Raw genomic sequence first — 14,714 nt, forward strand, 5'->3', positions numbered from 1 at the left:
TACAAAAACTGAGCCCAGAGGAAGTGCGGGAAATTTTGACCTTAGCCCCCGGTATTTCAGTGGTGGATGAACCCGCGCGCCTACAGTATCCGCTTCCGATTTTTGCTGCCGGGCGGGACGAAGTATTTGTGGGCCGTATTAGAGAAGATTTTAGCCTTCCTCACGGAATAAACTTGTGGATCGTAGCCGATAACGTTCGCAAAGGTGCTGCTTTAAATGCTGTTCAAATTGCAGAGCTCTTGATCCGGGATGGTCTACTGTAGAAGAGGAGTGACACCGATGAAAATTGTAGTGCAAAAGTTTGGCGGAACCTCAGTAGCTACTAGAACAGCCCGCGATCAAGCAGTGAGGCGAATCATCCAGGCTAAAGAAAACGGCCAGTCGCCTGTGGTTGTTATTTCTGCCATCGGTCGCAGGGGAGACCCTTATGCTACCGACACGCTGTTAGAACTAATGAATGAAGCAGGTTCATCGGTACCGAAGCGGGAACGCGACTTGCTCCTCTCCTGTGGTGAAGTTATCTCTTGCACACTGGTGTCAGCCTTACTTACAAGCCAAGGTCACTTGGCACGCGCCCTTACCGGCGGACAGGCTGGGATTATTACCGATGCCGAATTTGGCAATGCTCTTATCATTGAGGTGCTACCGGAGCCATTGCTGACTGTACTAAGAGAGGGCGTCATTCCCATTGTGGCCGGGTTTCAGGGTAAGACTCCGAGCGGAGATGTTACCACCTTGGGACGCGGTGGCAGCGATACGACCGCAGCTGCTATTGCAGCAGCCTTAGGTGCAGAGGCAATAGAAATTTTTACCGACGTGGATGGTGTAATGACAGCTGACCCACACTTGGTGGGAGAGGCCCACACTCTCGATGTTGTCACTTACGAAGAAGTTACCCAATTGGCTTATCAAGGTGCCAAGATTATTCATCCCCGGGCGCTAGAACTGGCCAGGCAATACAATATTCCGCTTAGAGTTCGATCTACCTTTTCCGACCAGCCGGGTACCTTGGTGACTCGCGGTGTCTACTGTCCCGGCAGGCTCAAACTGGCACCGGATCGCTTAATTACGGGCATAGCCCATCTATTGAATATTGCCCAAATTAAGGTGGAACTTCCTGCTGACGACAAGGCAAAGGAAACGGAGTTATTCGAGGCCTTAGCCCAGGTCGGAATCAGCATAGACCTAATCAACGTCTTTCCTGAAATGAAGATATTTACTATCCCAGAAAGTGATCTGCCCACTGCCCAACAAAGGCTGGCCCAAGCTGGCTTTAAAGCGACCATGACTCAGGGGCTAGCCAAGGTATCAGTGGTGGGCGCCGGTATGCGCGGTGTACCCGGCGTCATGGCCAGAATTGTTAAGGTGCTAAATGGTGCCGGGGTAGAGATTCTCCAGACTGCAGACTCGCACGCAACCATTTCTTGTCTGGTAAAGGCGGCGGATACCCAAAAGGCCCTTTGTGCCCTGCATGAAGGGTTCAACTTAGGAGAATAGGGAGGTGCCCATTGTGAAGGCAGAATTAGGTACCGTTATTACGGCTATGGTAACACCGTTCACAGACGAGCTTGAATTGGATCGGAACAAAATGGCCCAACTGACAGATCGGTTAATTGACCTGGGTTCCGATGGCTTGCTGGTGACAGGGACTACTGGTGAATCGCCCACATTGAATTTCGACGAAAAAGTTGCCTTGTGGCAGACTGTAATCAAGGCAGCTCGAGGACGGGTACCGGTGATGTTGGGTACAGGAACAAACAACACCCAGGACTGCATCGCTTTAACCAAAAAAGCAGAAGAAGTGGGTGGGGATGCGATACTGTTGGTTACTCCTTACTATAACAAACCACCCCAAAATGCCCTCTACGAACACTTCAAAGCAGTGGCCGCCGCAACAACACTACCGGTAATGATTTACAATGTTCCCGGCCGCACCGCCCGCAATATTGATCCAGATACGGTAGTTCGCTTAGCAAATGACGTCCCGAACATTGTTGCTCTTAAAGAGGCTGGGGGGAGCCTGGATCAAGTTTCCGAGATCTGCCGACGTGTCCCTAGCGGATTTAATGTCTACAGTGGAGATGACAGCCTCACTCTGCCCATGCTGGCCCTGGGAGCCAAAGGCATTGTCTCCGTAGCGTCCCACCTAGTGGCCGGCCAAATGCGAGAAATGATTTCTTCTTTTACTGAAGGTAACTGGGAAGCGGCTAAAGACATTCACCTAAAATATTTCCCAGTGTTCAAAGGCCTGTTTTTTACCACTAGCCCTGCACCGGTAAAAGCGGCCCTGAAACTGGTGGGTTTCCCTGTCGGCGGTCTGAGACAACCGCTGCTCCCGCTCACAAACAAAGAAGAGATCTATCTGGAAAGTATACTTAAAGAAGCAGGTCTTCTTTAAAGCTTAAGGAGGGAAACATTCCCTCCTTAGTTGTGTTGAGGTTGATTGGGCTGCCCAGCTATTGTAATAACACAGCAATTAAGGGTATAATATAGAGAGGCTACAGAGCGGGAGCGTTGGCAAAAAGGGCCAGGCTTTATCCCTGGTGGGCCCAGGGAGTTTTTTTATTATATGTAGCACATGGGAGGTGCGCTGTTGACCCTCGATACAAACAATAAGCTTACCCTAATTCCCTTGGGCGGAGTTGGGGAACGGGGTAAGAACATGCTTCTTCTGGAAACCGAACGAGATATTATTGCCATTGACTGCGGGTACATGATTCCAGAGGAGGAGCTGCTGGGAATTGACCTTGTTATCCCAGATATTTCTTACTTGTTAGATAACCAGGAAAAAGTGCGCGGCATTATTTTGACTCACGGCCATGAAGGACACATCGGTGCTTTACCATACCTGTTAAAACAAATCTCTGTTCCGGTTATTGCTACACCAATGACTGCCGGTATGGCACAGGTAAACTTACGGGCGGCCGGACTAAAGGGGGCCGATCTAAGAAGTGTAGACCCTGGAGAACAAGTGTCCCTGGGCGGTTTCAAGGTTGAATTAGTCACTGTTAGCCACACTTTGCCAGGGGCAGCAGCCGTGGTTGTCTCTACCCCGTGCGGAAGAGTAGTCCATACCGGAGATTTTCATTTTGACCAAACGCCCCCTAATGGTCATTTTACCGATATTCATCGCCTGGCTGAATTAGGTCGGCAGGGAGTGTTCTTACTGCTCTCCGATAGTAGTAATGCAGAAGTGGCAGGATATTCCCCGTCTGAACAGGAAACCGGCACCGCCATCCGCAATATACTTCAAGCAGCCAAAGGCCGAGTTATCATGGTCGGTTACGGAGCCAGCTTGTACCGACTTCAGCAGGTAATCAACACAGCAGCAGCGTTTGGACGACGCACCTATATTTCGTGGCCGGACGGTCGTGCGCTGCTGGATTTAGCTTCCGAGGTCGGTCATCTGTCCTTTGCCGCTTCAGCTCTGTTCGATCCTAAGGCCGATGAATTACCTCCACACGAGCAGGTAATTGTGGTTTCCGGATTTGACAGCCTTGAGAATACCGGCACTGCCAGTTACGGCTCAAAGCCAGTAGTATCGGTGCAAGCCAGTGACACAGTTGTTCTGGTGGCTCCACCTGGACCGGGAAGTGAGAAGACCATAGCACGTCACATTGACAATCTGTTCAAAGCCGGAGCGGACGTGTACCCAGAACTTACTTCCTGGCGTCACCCCTTTGGCCACGCTTGTCGAGAAGAGCTTAAGCTCATGCTGAATCTAATTCAGCCGCAGTTCTTCGTTCCGATTCACGGCGATTATCGCCAATTAGTGTGGCATGCCCGGATAGCACAGCAAGTGGGTCTGCCAGCTGACAATATTCTGGTGGTGGAAAACGGCATCAGTGTAGAATTTACGCCGTCTAAGGCTCGTCTCGCCGGACGGATTACGGCTGGTAAAGTGCTGGTGGATGGGCTAGGTGTAGGTGATGTTGGCAACATTGTTTTGCGCGACCGTAAGCAACTATCTCAGGACGGAATTATCATTGTGGTAGTCACCATGAACAAAGAAAAAGGTGTGGTGGTTGCTGGACCGGATATTGTGTCTAGGGGCTTTGTCTATGTTCGCGAAGCAGAAGGATTACTGGAAGAAGCCAAGGAAAAGGTGCGTCTGGCCCTGGACAAATGTCAGACCTCTCAATGGTCTATAATCAAGAGCCAAATAAGGGATGTGCTCGGTAGGTTCCTGTTCGAACGCACCAGACGTCGCCCTATGATACTTCCTATCATCATGGAAATATAGCCAGGCCCGGCCTTACTGCTTAGGCCGGGTTTTTTCTGCCCTTTGTGACCCGAGTATATTAAGGTGGGCCTTACCCCATACTAAATACGTACCAACCTGGGCTTAAGCTTACTGTTTCAGAGCATCTATTAGGAGAGCATGGAGACAAAGATACGGTTTGTGTTGTCATCTTCAAAGAAAAAGCTTTGATACCGGCAACGCAGTCCAATTCTTACATTATCACTTCAGCAGGAGGTGTCGGTGAGTGAATAAGTGGACAATACCAAATAAGTTGCGGCTGGAAGAACAGCCTCAGTCCCCGGAGAAATCTGCTTCCCAACCCACAGATACACCTGCCAGCAACTTACAGGAACTCGGTCAACTAGCACCCCCCGAGGCACCTGACAGCAATATCCACTGTATGACCATTGTCGGGCAAATTGAAGGGCATCTGGTATTGCCTCCGCAAAACAAGACTACTAAATACGAGCATATTATCCCCCAACTGGTTGCCGTGGAGCAAAACCCGAAAATCTCCGGACTACTCATAATTCTCAACACCGTGGGCGGAGACGTTGAAGCCGGCTTAGCTATTGCTGAAATGATAGTTAGTATGAGTAAGCCTACAGTATCGCTGATTCTCGGCGGCGGTCACAGCATCGGAGTACCAATAGCCGTCAGTGCCGATTTCTCTTTCATCGCCACCACAGCCACCATGACTATTCACCCTATCCGCCTAAACGGCCTGGTGATCGGCGTCCCGCAAACGTATGAATATCTTGACAAAATGCAGGATCGGGTAGTCCGGTTTATTACTAAACATTCCCGTGTCTCTGAAACAAAATTTCGGGAACTTATGTTTAGAACAGGCGAGTTAGCTCGGGATATTGGCACCGTATTAGTAGGTCGTGAAGCTGTTGAAGTCGGTCTCGTTGATGCTGAAGGCGGCATTGAACACGCTTTAGCCAAGCTGAATGAACTTGTCGCTGACAAGAAATTACCCCAGGGGAGGCCTCTGCAATGATTATTCATACACCTATGCCCCTAGAATTGGTTCTGGACGGTAGCGACGAATTTCGTCCTTCTTATGAAGAAATCGATATTCGCGGCCGTAAAGTGCTGGTGGAAAGAAAGGATGCAACTCATGCCAGCGTTGTTCGAATCCTAAGCACGAATCCAGCCGATTTCCTCGATCCAACCTTATTTCCAGGAGCTATTATCACTTTTCAAGCCAAGTAGGCTCTCTTTTTTCTGCTCAATACCCCTACCGCCTGGCGTTATTTACTGTTATAATTAGAGCGGATAAATGAGGGGAGGTCAGTTCTCTGGAACTCTTGTGGGGTTTACTTGGCGGTACGGGGCTATTTATTTTTGGTGTTCATATGATGGGTGAAGGGTTAGAGAAAACAGCCGGGAAACGATTGCGGCGCATTCTTGAGCTCCTTACCAATTCTCCCTTCGTGGGCATTTTAGTGGGTATTGGAATTACTGTTCTTATCCAAAGCAGCAGTGCGACCACAGTCATGGTTGTCAGTTTTGTCGATGCCGGGCTACTTTCCCTAGGACAAGCTATTGGTGTTATTTTTGGGGCTAATATCGGTACCACCATAACTGCTCAATTGGTTGCGTTGAACCTGAATCAATTAGCTTTGCCGGCCATAGGTATAGGATTCCTGCTTTTCTTCCTGGCCCGGGAGCCACGCGGAAAAACGTTAGGAGAGGTCATCCTCGGATTCGGCCTCATTTTTTTGGGCATGAACATAATGTCGGCCAGTGTAGAGCCCTTGCGTGACGAGCCGTTCTTTTTTCACTTGATGGGCACCCTCAGTACTCACCCCGTTCTGGGGGTAGTTATCGGAGCTATGGTGACAAGTATTATCCAAGCTAGTAGTGCTACCATCGGAATGACCATCGCCTTGGCCGGACAAGGTATCATCGACCTAACTGCTGCCATGGGCCTGGTATTCGGTAGCAATATCGGTACCACAATAACTGCTCTGCTAGCTTGCGTGGGCACATCTCTAAATGCCAGGCGTGCTGCCTTAATCCATTTTTTGTTTAATACTCTAGGAGCCATACTCTTCTTGCCTTTCATTTCGCCATTTCTGACCTTGGTAGAAGCTACTTCTTCTGATCTGGCTCACCAAATTGCCAATGCCCATACCATGTTCAACATCATCAACACTTTGCTTTTCTTACCTTTCTTACAATATATGGGACGAGTGGTTACTACCCTGTTACCGGGTGAGGAAGCAGTTCTTGAACGCGGCTTAAAATATATAGATAACCGCCATGTTTCCCGTCTACCGGTTAACATTGCTTTGGGTCAAGTGACGAAGGAACTGGTTCGTATGGGTGAATTGGCCAAGGCCAGTCTACAAGATGCCATGGCTAGTATATACGAGGATAATAGCAAACGGGTCCAGCTAGTGGAACAAAAAGAGGAAATAATAGATGAGTTAGAAATGGAAATCACCGCTTTTCTAGCCACAGTCTCCCAGCAAGGCCTAGACAGCAGTGCCTCGCGGCGACTTACCGGCTTGTTGCACGCAGTCAACGACTTAGAGCGGGTAGGGGATCATTCTTATGAGTTAGTTCGTTTAATTGACACACGTCTGGACAAACACACGACCTTTTCGGCCGAAGCACGGGCCGAGCTGAATGAACTCTACAATCTGGCCTTGAAAGCCCTGGAGGCTTCTTTGGAATCGCTCCGGACCGATAACATGGGTTTAGCCCAAAAAGTAGTGGAATGGGAACAACAGGCTGACATAATGGAGCGTTCTTATCGAGACAAACACATCAGCCGTCTAAACGAAGGTATTTGTATGCCAGCTGCAGCAGTGGTTTATTTAGACATAATCGGTAACTTAGGCCGGATAATCGACCATGCTAACAACGTGGCCCACATGGTACTGGATGATTTTTAAAGGATTATTGTTAAGGTGTGTAGAATATTTCAGCCAGATAACCAGAGTAACCAGTAAGGCGGGATGGCAATGCCGCGACTTCAAAAGAACAAGCGCACGAACAATAACCAGCCTCCACTTACAGGTGCAATTCTGGTAACAGCTACCTCGTTGTTGGTATTGGCTAGCTTATTTTCAGAACGCATGGGGCTGGTAGGCGGTTTTCTGCGTCGTGTTCTCTGGTCCCTATTTGGCCTGGCAGCTTACCTGCTACCTGTAATCTCTTTAGGTGCAGCCCTAGCTGTAATGCTGGGCCGCTGGATCAAGGCAGAAGCAATTGGCGGTCTGGTTCTAGTTTTCTTAATGATTGTCATCGGAGTTCAGCTTAGCACCCCTGCTACATCACTCTATCCGAACGGCCGCGGCGGACTTGTCGGCCAGGTCCTGGCCTTAGGTTTGGTCCGTCTTTTCGGTCGTGTCGGCAGCTGGATTCTGCTAGCTGCCCTAACTGTTATCGGTTTGATACTAATTAACGAAGAGTTTTTCCTGGCTTTGAGCGCAGCCTTAAGGAAGCGCCTTAGTCAGAAGCCAAGCTCGCCTCGGTTTTCTGTAAACGACTCGGCCTTTCCCGCTGTTGATAACAGTAAGCCAATTCTTAAGCCTGGTAACGTGGTCAGGATTAAGAAAGCGGACACGATGTCTCTAGCCACGGCTCAGTCAATTACCGCTACCGGCCAAGCTTTATCTGACCAAGAAAGTCGGTCTGAACCTGCTAGGGCAAGAATTCCGCCTAGCGGTTTATTCTGTCTTCCCCCTGTTACCATACTGCGTAAGCCGGTTCGGCTTAAAGATCAACGACTCGAAAAGGATATAAGCGAAAACGTTAGGATTCTGGAGCAGACCTTAGCCAATTTTTCGGTTCAGGCTAAAGTAACCGAAGTATGCTATGGACCGGCTGTAACACGGTACGAGATCTACCCGGCCCCTGGAACGAAGGTAAGCCGTATCGTGTCCCTATCTGATGATATTGCCCTTGGCCTTGCTGCTACCGATGTCCGCATCGAAGCACCTATTCCAGGGAAAGCAGCTATCGGTATCGAAGTACCTAACAAGGAAATACAGCCTGTCTTTCTCCGTGAAGTAATTGAATCAGCAATATTTGCTCAGTCCGCCTCCCCGCTCACTATTGCTTTAGGGAAAGATATCAGCGGCACACCGGTGGTGGCTGATCTGGCAAAAATGCCCCACCTTCTCATAGCCGGGGCTACCGGTTCCGGTAAGAGCGTATGCATTAACACACTCATTAGTAGTATCTTGTTCAAGTCGACTCCAGATGAAGTCAAGTTGTTGTTAATTGATCCTAAGATGGTAGAGCTTGCCAGTTTCAACGGTATCCCGCATCTTCTGGCTCCGGTGGTGACCGATGTCAAGAAAACGGCTGGGGTTCTGAACTGGGTAGTAACCGAAATGGAGAACAGATATAGCTTGTTCGCAGCTGCCGGCGTTCGTGATATTAGGCGCTATAATGAAGCCAAGCCGGAGGCAAGACTCCCGTTCGTTCTGGTGGTGATCGACGAGTTGGCTGACCTGATGATGGTATCACCGGCAGATGTAGAAGAAGCTATATGCCGGTTAGCTCAAATGGCACGAGCAGCCGGTATTCATTTGGTTATGGCTACGCAACGGCCGTCTGTAGACGTAATAACCGGCTTGATTAAGGCCAATATCCCTTCCCGCTTATCATTCGCCGTTTCGTCGCAAACAGACTCACGCACTATTCTGGACCTGAACGGGGCGGAAAAACTGCTGGGAAAAGGTGACATGTTGTTTTATCCGGTGGGGGCTTCTAAACCCCAACGGGTACAAGGAGCGTTTATTTCCGATCAGGAAGTAGCGAAATTGGTTGAATTCTGGCATAATCAAGGTGAACCTAGATTCGACGAAGCTATCCTCAAAGTACAACCTAAGACTAAAGATGATCCCACGGAAGAAGTGGATGAACTATTTTACCAAGCGCTGGAACTTGTGGTTGAGACCGGCCAAGCATCGGCTTCTTACTTACAACGTCGTTTTCGCATCGGCTATACCAGAGCTGCCCGCATCATCGACCAGCTCGCGGCCAGAGGCTATGTTGGTCCGTCCGAAGGCAGCAAAGCCAGGCAGGTATTAATTAGCAAGGAACGTTATCAACACCTTCTGGATTCAACCGAACTGTAAGGAGCTCTTTGGGGGGACATGAAGTGCCTAACAAGGAAAACATAGAGGATCAGGGGCAAGTACTGGCTCAAATTGGCAGTTTGCTCAGGGAGACACGAGAAGCCAAAGGACTAACACTTGAAGCAGCTCAGGAAGAAACGAAGATTCGTCGCCACTATCTACGAGCCTTGGAGCAGGGCCAAAAAGAGATTTTGCCCGGCGAAGTATATCTCAAAGGATTTCTAAAGAATTATGCCTGCTTTTTAGGATTGCCGGGTGAAGCCTTGGTTAATCGTTACAGTCAAAGCAGAAAACCACAAGATGACAGTGCCCCCGGTCCTAAACCCCGAAGTTCGTGGATACCCCCAACACGTCCAACCTTTCGGCGCCGAACTTTATTAGTAATGGCCCTGCTCTTACTATTGGTTGTGGCTTCAATTGCCCTGACCAAAGGATTAATCCCGCCTGGTCCGCAACCCAAAGAGCCGCCTGGAGTCGAAAACCAGGTACCTTTGGCGCCGCCCCCCGAAAACTTCCGTGACCAACCAGACCCTGAGGTAGCGCGAGTTGACGTTGAGACTGTACACGATACTGAAGGTGAAATCATCTATCGGGTAACTGAGTCACCGCAGATTGAATTGTTTGTTACTAGCGATCGCTGCTGGATAGCAATCCGTACTGATAATTCAGCGGAAATAGCGGAGACCCTTACTGACGGAACTCGCCGCACTATTAGTGCCACTGATACCATTTGGCTCCGGGCCGGAAATCCAAGTGTCTTGGATCTTACTGTCAATGGTCTTCATGTGGGTAAAGCCGGTAAGCCCGGCCAGCCACGAAATATCACTGTTAAGCGTCAGTTATAGTTTGAAGCCTAGTCGATGGTTACCTAAAGCAGTTATGGCAGAGAGGGATTATGTCCGTGAAACAACAAACAGTATACCTAATCTCACTGGGTTGTGCCAAGAATCTGGTGGACTCCGAACACATGTTAGCTACACTGGCAACAGAGGGGTACGAATTTACAACCGACCCCAAAGAAGCCCATATCATCATCGTCAACACCTGTGCCTTTATTACCGCAGCCCAAGAAGAAACCATTGACACCATCCTAGAATTGGCCGAACTTAAAAAAAGCGGCAAATGTCAGCATCTGGTTGTTACCGGTTGCCTAGCTCAACGTTATGCCCAAGACATAGCCACCCAAATGCCTGAAGTTGATGCTGTGCTCGGTACGGGAAGGCTAGGGGATTTACCTGAAGTTCTTCGACAGTTAAATAGCGGTAACACCATCGTTTGTCTGGGTGCCCCAGGAGGGCTTTTGGAAGGCCAAAGACTGCTGTCGACTCCCCCGGGAATGGCATATTTGAAGTTGGCTGAGGGCTGTCATCACCACTGCACTTATTGCATTATTCCTGAGCTAAGAGGTCCGCTGGTAAGTCGACCGGAAAATAGCATTGTCGAGGAAGCTAGAGCTTTGGCCGACCAAGGAGTACGAGAGCTAGTTCTCATTGCTCAGGATTCTGCCAGCTACGGACTGGATCTGTATGGGAAGCGTCGCCTACCGCACCTGTTAAGAAAACTCACGGCAATAGATAATCTTCAGTGGATAAGACTACTCTATCTGTATCCTGAGCACATTAACGCTGACTTATTGGCTGTGATGACGGAAGAAACGAAGATTTGTCATTATCTGGATATGCCTTTGCAGCACATAAGTGATCGTATCTTGAGAGCAATGGGACGGAGCAGCCGTCAAGAAACCCTACTGAAACTTTTGACCCAGGTGCGCAGGACACTGCCCGATGCTGCTTTGAGAACTACATTCATTGTTGGATTTCCAGGAGAAACAGAGGTTGATTTTCTCGAGCTCTTACATTTTGTTCAAGAACAAAAATTCGATTGGGTTGGGGCCTTTGCTTATTCGCCTCAACATGGTACCCCGGCAAATAATCTTCCCAATCAGGTTCCTGACAAGCTTAAAAAGGAACGCCTACACGAACTACTCCGCTGTCAACGGCCAATCTCCCGCGAGCGCAATCGGGCTTGGCTAGGAAAGAAACTGCCAGTGTTAATTGAGCAGTCAAGCAGCCAAGGGGCAATTGGACGCTGTTTTCGGCAAGCACCGGATGTGGACGGGATAACTTATGTAAGAGGAGAAGGCTTGCTGCCAGGGCAGTTCCAACAAGTGGTTATCGAACAGACAACGACTTATGACTTAAAGGGGAGAATAGTAAGTGAACCTACCTAATAAGATCACCCTGGTACGGATTGTTTTGATCCCCCTATTCATGTTAATTGTCGGGTTGAAATTGCCCTATGGTGATTATTTGGCCACCGTTGTTTTTGTGATTGCAGCCCTTACTGATACGTTGGATGGATATCTAGCCCGCCGTCGCCAAGAAGTCACCCGTTTTGGCAAACTCCTTGACCCGCTGGCTGATAAGTTGCTAGTTAGTGCTGCTCTTCTGGTTTTAGTTGAAGGAGGGCGCCTGGTGTCTTGGGTTGCACTCCTTATTATTGGGCGGGAGCTCGCTGTGACCGGCCTACGGGCTATTGCAGCCGCCGACGGAATTGTAATTGCTGCCAGCCCTCTGGGCAAGCTAAAAACCATATTTCAGATTATCGCCATTACAGCCTTGCTGGTTCAGGATTATCCTTTTAGTCTATGGGGTATCCCTTTTGGTAACATCGCTATGTCCCTGGCAGTAATCCTAACCATATTTTCAGGCATCGATTACTTTCTTAAAGGTCGGAAACTATGGCTTACCTCATAAAGTAACCCATGCATATTTTGGCCCTATCACCAGGCTTTGCCTGCTAATTGGCAAGGCCTCTTATGTTATAATAGGAGCCAGGTAAATAAGGGGGGAGACCTGGCTCATGCGGTATCGCGGGTATCGAGTTGATATCATAGTTGCCTTAGCATTACTGACCGTACTGATTCTTGTTGGTGGTCAAACCGTCTACAGACAATTATTGGTCGAACGCCCCCTGTTACAGGATCTCCGGGCCGTACCAGGAGTCAGGGCGGTAATAATAGACAACACTACAACCGGATACAACATAACGCTTGATCTTTTGCCCGTGGGGAATCTGTCAGATGTTTACCGGCAAGCAATTTACGTGATCCAAAGACACCTGAACCCGTCGGATTTTTCCCTAAAACTGGCCGATAATCGTACCCCGGCCTTAGAAGACCTTTATTGGCAAATGCAGATCTATATTGAAGAAGCGATAATGAAGGGCAATTTTAGTACTACGGCGACAAAACTGGGCGAATTGGCTGCTGTTGTCGGGGTTAACGAAAAATTTTATGTTGACGAAGAATGCGTGTATTTAGAGCTCCGCCAAGATGCAACGTATTTATACGCTGTGCGTCAGCGCGGCCAGCCTCAGAAGGAGGCGGCAGCACTGTGAACAAGGAAGTAATGCTGGGCCTCGGATTGGGTATTTTGCTCTTTGCCGGTCTTCGTGGGCTCAATTTCTTACCCTTGCTTTTGATTGCTATTCTGGTTTATATATTCTACGAACGAGGTGGCCTCAAGGTTATACAGCGACGGCTAGGCGAAGATAGTGCAGCTGCGAAACTTACGGGCATCACTTTTCAGCAAGTGGGCGGCCAGCAGACGGCCAAGAAAGAGCTGCAAGAAGCGCTTGATTTTGTCAAAGCTGACAAACGAACCAAAGCTCTGGGAATCCGGCCGCTGAAGGGAATTCTCCTGGCCGGACCGCCGGGAACAGGCAAAACACTCTTAGCCAAAGCTGCGGCCACTTACACTGACGCCGTTTTCTTAGCGGTAGCCGGCAGCGAGTTCATAGAAATGTACGCCGGTGTGGGAGCACAGCGGGTGCGTGGTCTATTCCAGCAGGCCCGTCAATTGGCTACCCAGGGTCACAAGCAAACAGCTGTGATCTTCATCGACGAAATTGATGTGTTGGGTAGTAAGCGAGGTCAATATCAGGGCCACTTAGAGTATGACCAGACCTTAAACCAGCTCCTGGCCGAAATGGATGGTATCAAGGACTACGCAGGAACCAAAATACTTGTCATGGCTGCTACTAACCGGCTAGACATGCTGGATCCGGCACTGCTACGACCGGGGCGTTTCGACCGGGTAGTACAAGTCGAACTACCGGATCAAGAAAGTCGTTATCAGATTCTGAAGTTGCACACCGGTAATAAACCCCTAGCTGATGATGTAGATCTAACAGAAATTGCCCGGGCTACGTTCGGCTTTTCCGGGGCACACTTAGAGAATTTGGCTAATGAAGCTGCCATTCTCGCTTTGCGAGAAAACAATAATATTATTAACCAACGCCACTTGATCGAATCCATTGACAAAGTCTGTCTAGGCGAAAAACTCGATCGGCGACCACAAAAAGAGGAGCTTTGGCGTATTGCTATCCACGAGGTTGGTCATGCCGTGGTCAGTGAAGTACTAAAACCCGGTTCGGTAGCAGCCCTGACCATTGTTTCTCGCGGCCAAGCCCTAGGCTATACCAGACAGACTCCTGACGATGACTATTACCTCTACACCGAAACCTATCTAAGAAAACAGCTACAGGTTTTGCTGGCCGGTTTGGCAGCAGAAGAAATCTTCCTTGGAATTGGAAGTACCGGTGCTCAAGGGGACTTAGAGCAAGCGGTGACTATAGCTAAAAAGATGATTCAAGCCGGTATGTCTTCTTTAGGACTAGTTTCCATAGTGGACATGTCAAATACCGATTTGCACAAAACAGTCGGTGATATTTTGAATCGGGAAAAGCAAGCAGCAGAATGTATTTTACGAGAACAACAAACCAAAGTGATAGTCTTAGCTCACCAACTAATGGAGAAAGAACGGCTGGAAGGCAAAGAACTGCGAATATCCTTGGCGCAGACAGATGTCTCAGACGATTCGAATACCAAGAAAATGCTGGCTGTCTAGCCAGCATTTTTCCCTAATAACGGATTTGTGACTACTTAGCAGGAGAAACCTGCTCGTTGCCGAAACTAACAGAGGGTACCTGCACTGAATGCACTAATGAAAGATGGTGACAGTTCAAATGGAAGCGGAAATAATCTCAGTGGGGACTGAGCTCTTACTTGGTCAAATAGCCAATACTAACGCTCAATACCTAGGCGAGCAGCTAGCTGCCCTTGGGATCGAACTCCATCACATAGTCACTGTTGGTGACAATAAGGAGCGGCTTAAGACAGCTTTGGAAGTCGCTTGGAAACGGGCTGATGTTATTATCTTAACCGGAGGTCTTGGACCTACTCAAGATGATATTACTAAAGAGGCTGTGGCCGAGTTTTTGGGTTTAGAATTGATTTTAGATTCGTCTTCGCTGAAGACAATTCGATGCTTCTTTTCTAGACGCGGTCATCACATGACTGACAA

Annotated in this window: 14 protein-coding genes; all 14 read left to right on the plus strand. The window is 49.0% G+C overall.

Annotation, left to right across the window (positions count from 1 at the left end):
• Nucleotides 1–263 (plus strand): aspartate-semialdehyde dehydrogenase (locus GX016_10345; protein HHT71939.1); only part of this gene is annotated, 263 nt, incomplete at its 5' end.
• Between the two features lie 16 nt (nt 264–279).
• Nucleotides 280–1,497, plus strand: coding sequence for an aspartate kinase (dapG, locus tag GX016_10350; protein HHT71940.1), 1,218 nt, complete (start codon nt 280–282; stop codon nt 1,495–1,497).
• A 13-nt stretch (nt 1,498–1,510) separates the two neighbouring features.
• Nucleotides 1,511–2,398 (plus strand): 4-hydroxy-tetrahydrodipicolinate synthase, encoded by an 888-nt coding sequence (gene dapA, locus GX016_10355; GenBank protein HHT71941.1) that lies wholly within the window; start codon nt 1,511–1,513, stop codon nt 2,396–2,398.
• A gap of 180 nt (nt 2,399–2,578) precedes the next feature.
• Nucleotides 2,579–4,243 (plus strand): ribonuclease J, encoded by a 1,665-nt coding sequence (locus tag GX016_10360; GenBank protein ID HHT71942.1) that lies wholly within the window; start codon nt 2,579–2,581, stop codon nt 4,241–4,243.
• Between the two features lie 259 nt (nt 4,244–4,502).
• On the plus strand, nt 4,503–5,246 hold the full coding sequence (locus GX016_10365) for a translocation-enhancing protein TepA (protein HHT71943.1): 744 nt from the start codon (nt 4,503–4,505) through the stop codon (nt 5,244–5,246).
• Nucleotides 5,243–5,461, plus strand: a complete 219-nt coding sequence (locus GX016_10370) for a hypothetical protein (protein ID HHT71944.1) — start codon at nt 5,243–5,245, stop codon at nt 5,459–5,461. Before GX016_10365 ends, GX016_10370 begins: the two co-directional genes overlap by 4 nt.
• Nucleotides 5,462–5,556: 95 nt before the next feature.
• Nucleotides 5,557–7,152, plus strand: coding sequence for a Na/Pi cotransporter family protein (locus GX016_10375; GenBank protein ID HHT71945.1), 1,596 nt, complete (start codon nt 5,557–5,559; stop codon nt 7,150–7,152).
• 69 nt (nt 7,153–7,221) lie between these two features.
• The gene (locus GX016_10380) at nt 7,222–9,348 is read left to right on the plus strand and encodes a DUF87 domain-containing protein (protein HHT71946.1); all 2,127 of its coding nucleotides are present in this window, start codon (nt 7,222–7,224) and stop codon (nt 9,346–9,348) included.
• A 23-nt stretch (nt 9,349–9,371) separates the two neighbouring features.
• Complete coding sequence (locus GX016_10385) at nt 9,372–10,193, plus strand: helix-turn-helix domain-containing protein (protein HHT71947.1); 822 nt, start codon at nt 9,372–9,374, stop codon at nt 10,191–10,193.
• 50 nt (nt 10,194–10,243) lie between these two features.
• A complete protein-coding gene (rimO, locus tag GX016_10390; GenBank protein ID HHT71948.1) occupies nt 10,244–11,578 on the plus strand; it encodes a 30S ribosomal protein S12 methylthiotransferase RimO in 1,335 nt (444 codons plus the stop codon).
• Nucleotides 11,565–12,104 (plus strand): CDP-diacylglycerol--glycerol-3-phosphate 3-phosphatidyltransferase, encoded by a 540-nt coding sequence (gene pgsA, locus GX016_10395; GenBank protein HHT71949.1) that lies wholly within the window; start codon nt 11,565–11,567, stop codon nt 12,102–12,104. The genes rimO and pgsA overlap by 14 nt, the downstream gene beginning before the upstream one ends.
• 106 nt (nt 12,105–12,210) lie before the next feature.
• On the plus strand, nt 12,211–12,747 hold the full coding sequence (locus GX016_10400) for a hypothetical protein (protein HHT71950.1): 537 nt from the start codon (nt 12,211–12,213) through the stop codon (nt 12,745–12,747).
• Nucleotides 12,744–14,258 carry an AAA family ATPase gene (locus GX016_10405; GenBank protein HHT71951.1) on the plus strand — a complete coding sequence of 505 codons (1,515 nt, stop codon included), beginning with the start codon at nt 12,744–12,746 and terminating at the stop codon, nt 14,256–14,258. The genes GX016_10400 and GX016_10405 overlap by 4 nt, the downstream gene beginning before the upstream one ends.
• 118 nt (nt 14,259–14,376) lie before the next feature.
• The coding region (locus GX016_10410; protein ID HHT71952.1) for a competence/damage-inducible protein A at nt 14,377–14,714 on the plus strand (338 nt) is incomplete at its 3' end.

The sequence above is a fragment of the Bacillota bacterium genome (assembly GCA_012837285.1).
In the GTDB taxonomy this organism is placed as follows: domain Bacteria; phylum Bacillota; class DTU030; order DUMP01; family DUMP01; genus DUNI01.

Excerpts from the sequence above, each read along its gene's own strand:
- rimO (HHT71948.1), top strand. The coding sequence starts at position 10,244 with ATGTCCGTGAAACAACAAACAGTATACCTAATCTCACTGGGTTGTGCC.
- GX016_10400 (HHT71950.1), top strand. The coding sequence starts at position 12,211 with ATGCGGTATCGCGGGTATCGAGTTGATATCATAGTTGCCTTAGCATTA.
- GX016_10370 (HHT71944.1), top strand. The coding sequence starts at position 5,243 with ATGATTATTCATACACCTATGCCCCTAGAATTGGTTCTGGACGGTAGC.
- dapG (HHT71940.1), top strand. The coding sequence starts at position 280 with ATGAAAATTGTAGTGCAAAAGTTTGGCGGAACCTCAGTAGCTACTAGA.
- GX016_10380 (HHT71946.1), top strand. The coding sequence starts at position 7,222 with ATGCCGCGACTTCAAAAGAACAAGCGCACGAACAATAACCAGCCTCCA.
- GX016_10360 (HHT71942.1), top strand. The coding sequence starts at position 2,579 with ATGGGAGGTGCGCTGTTGACCCTCGATACAAACAATAAGCTTACCCTA.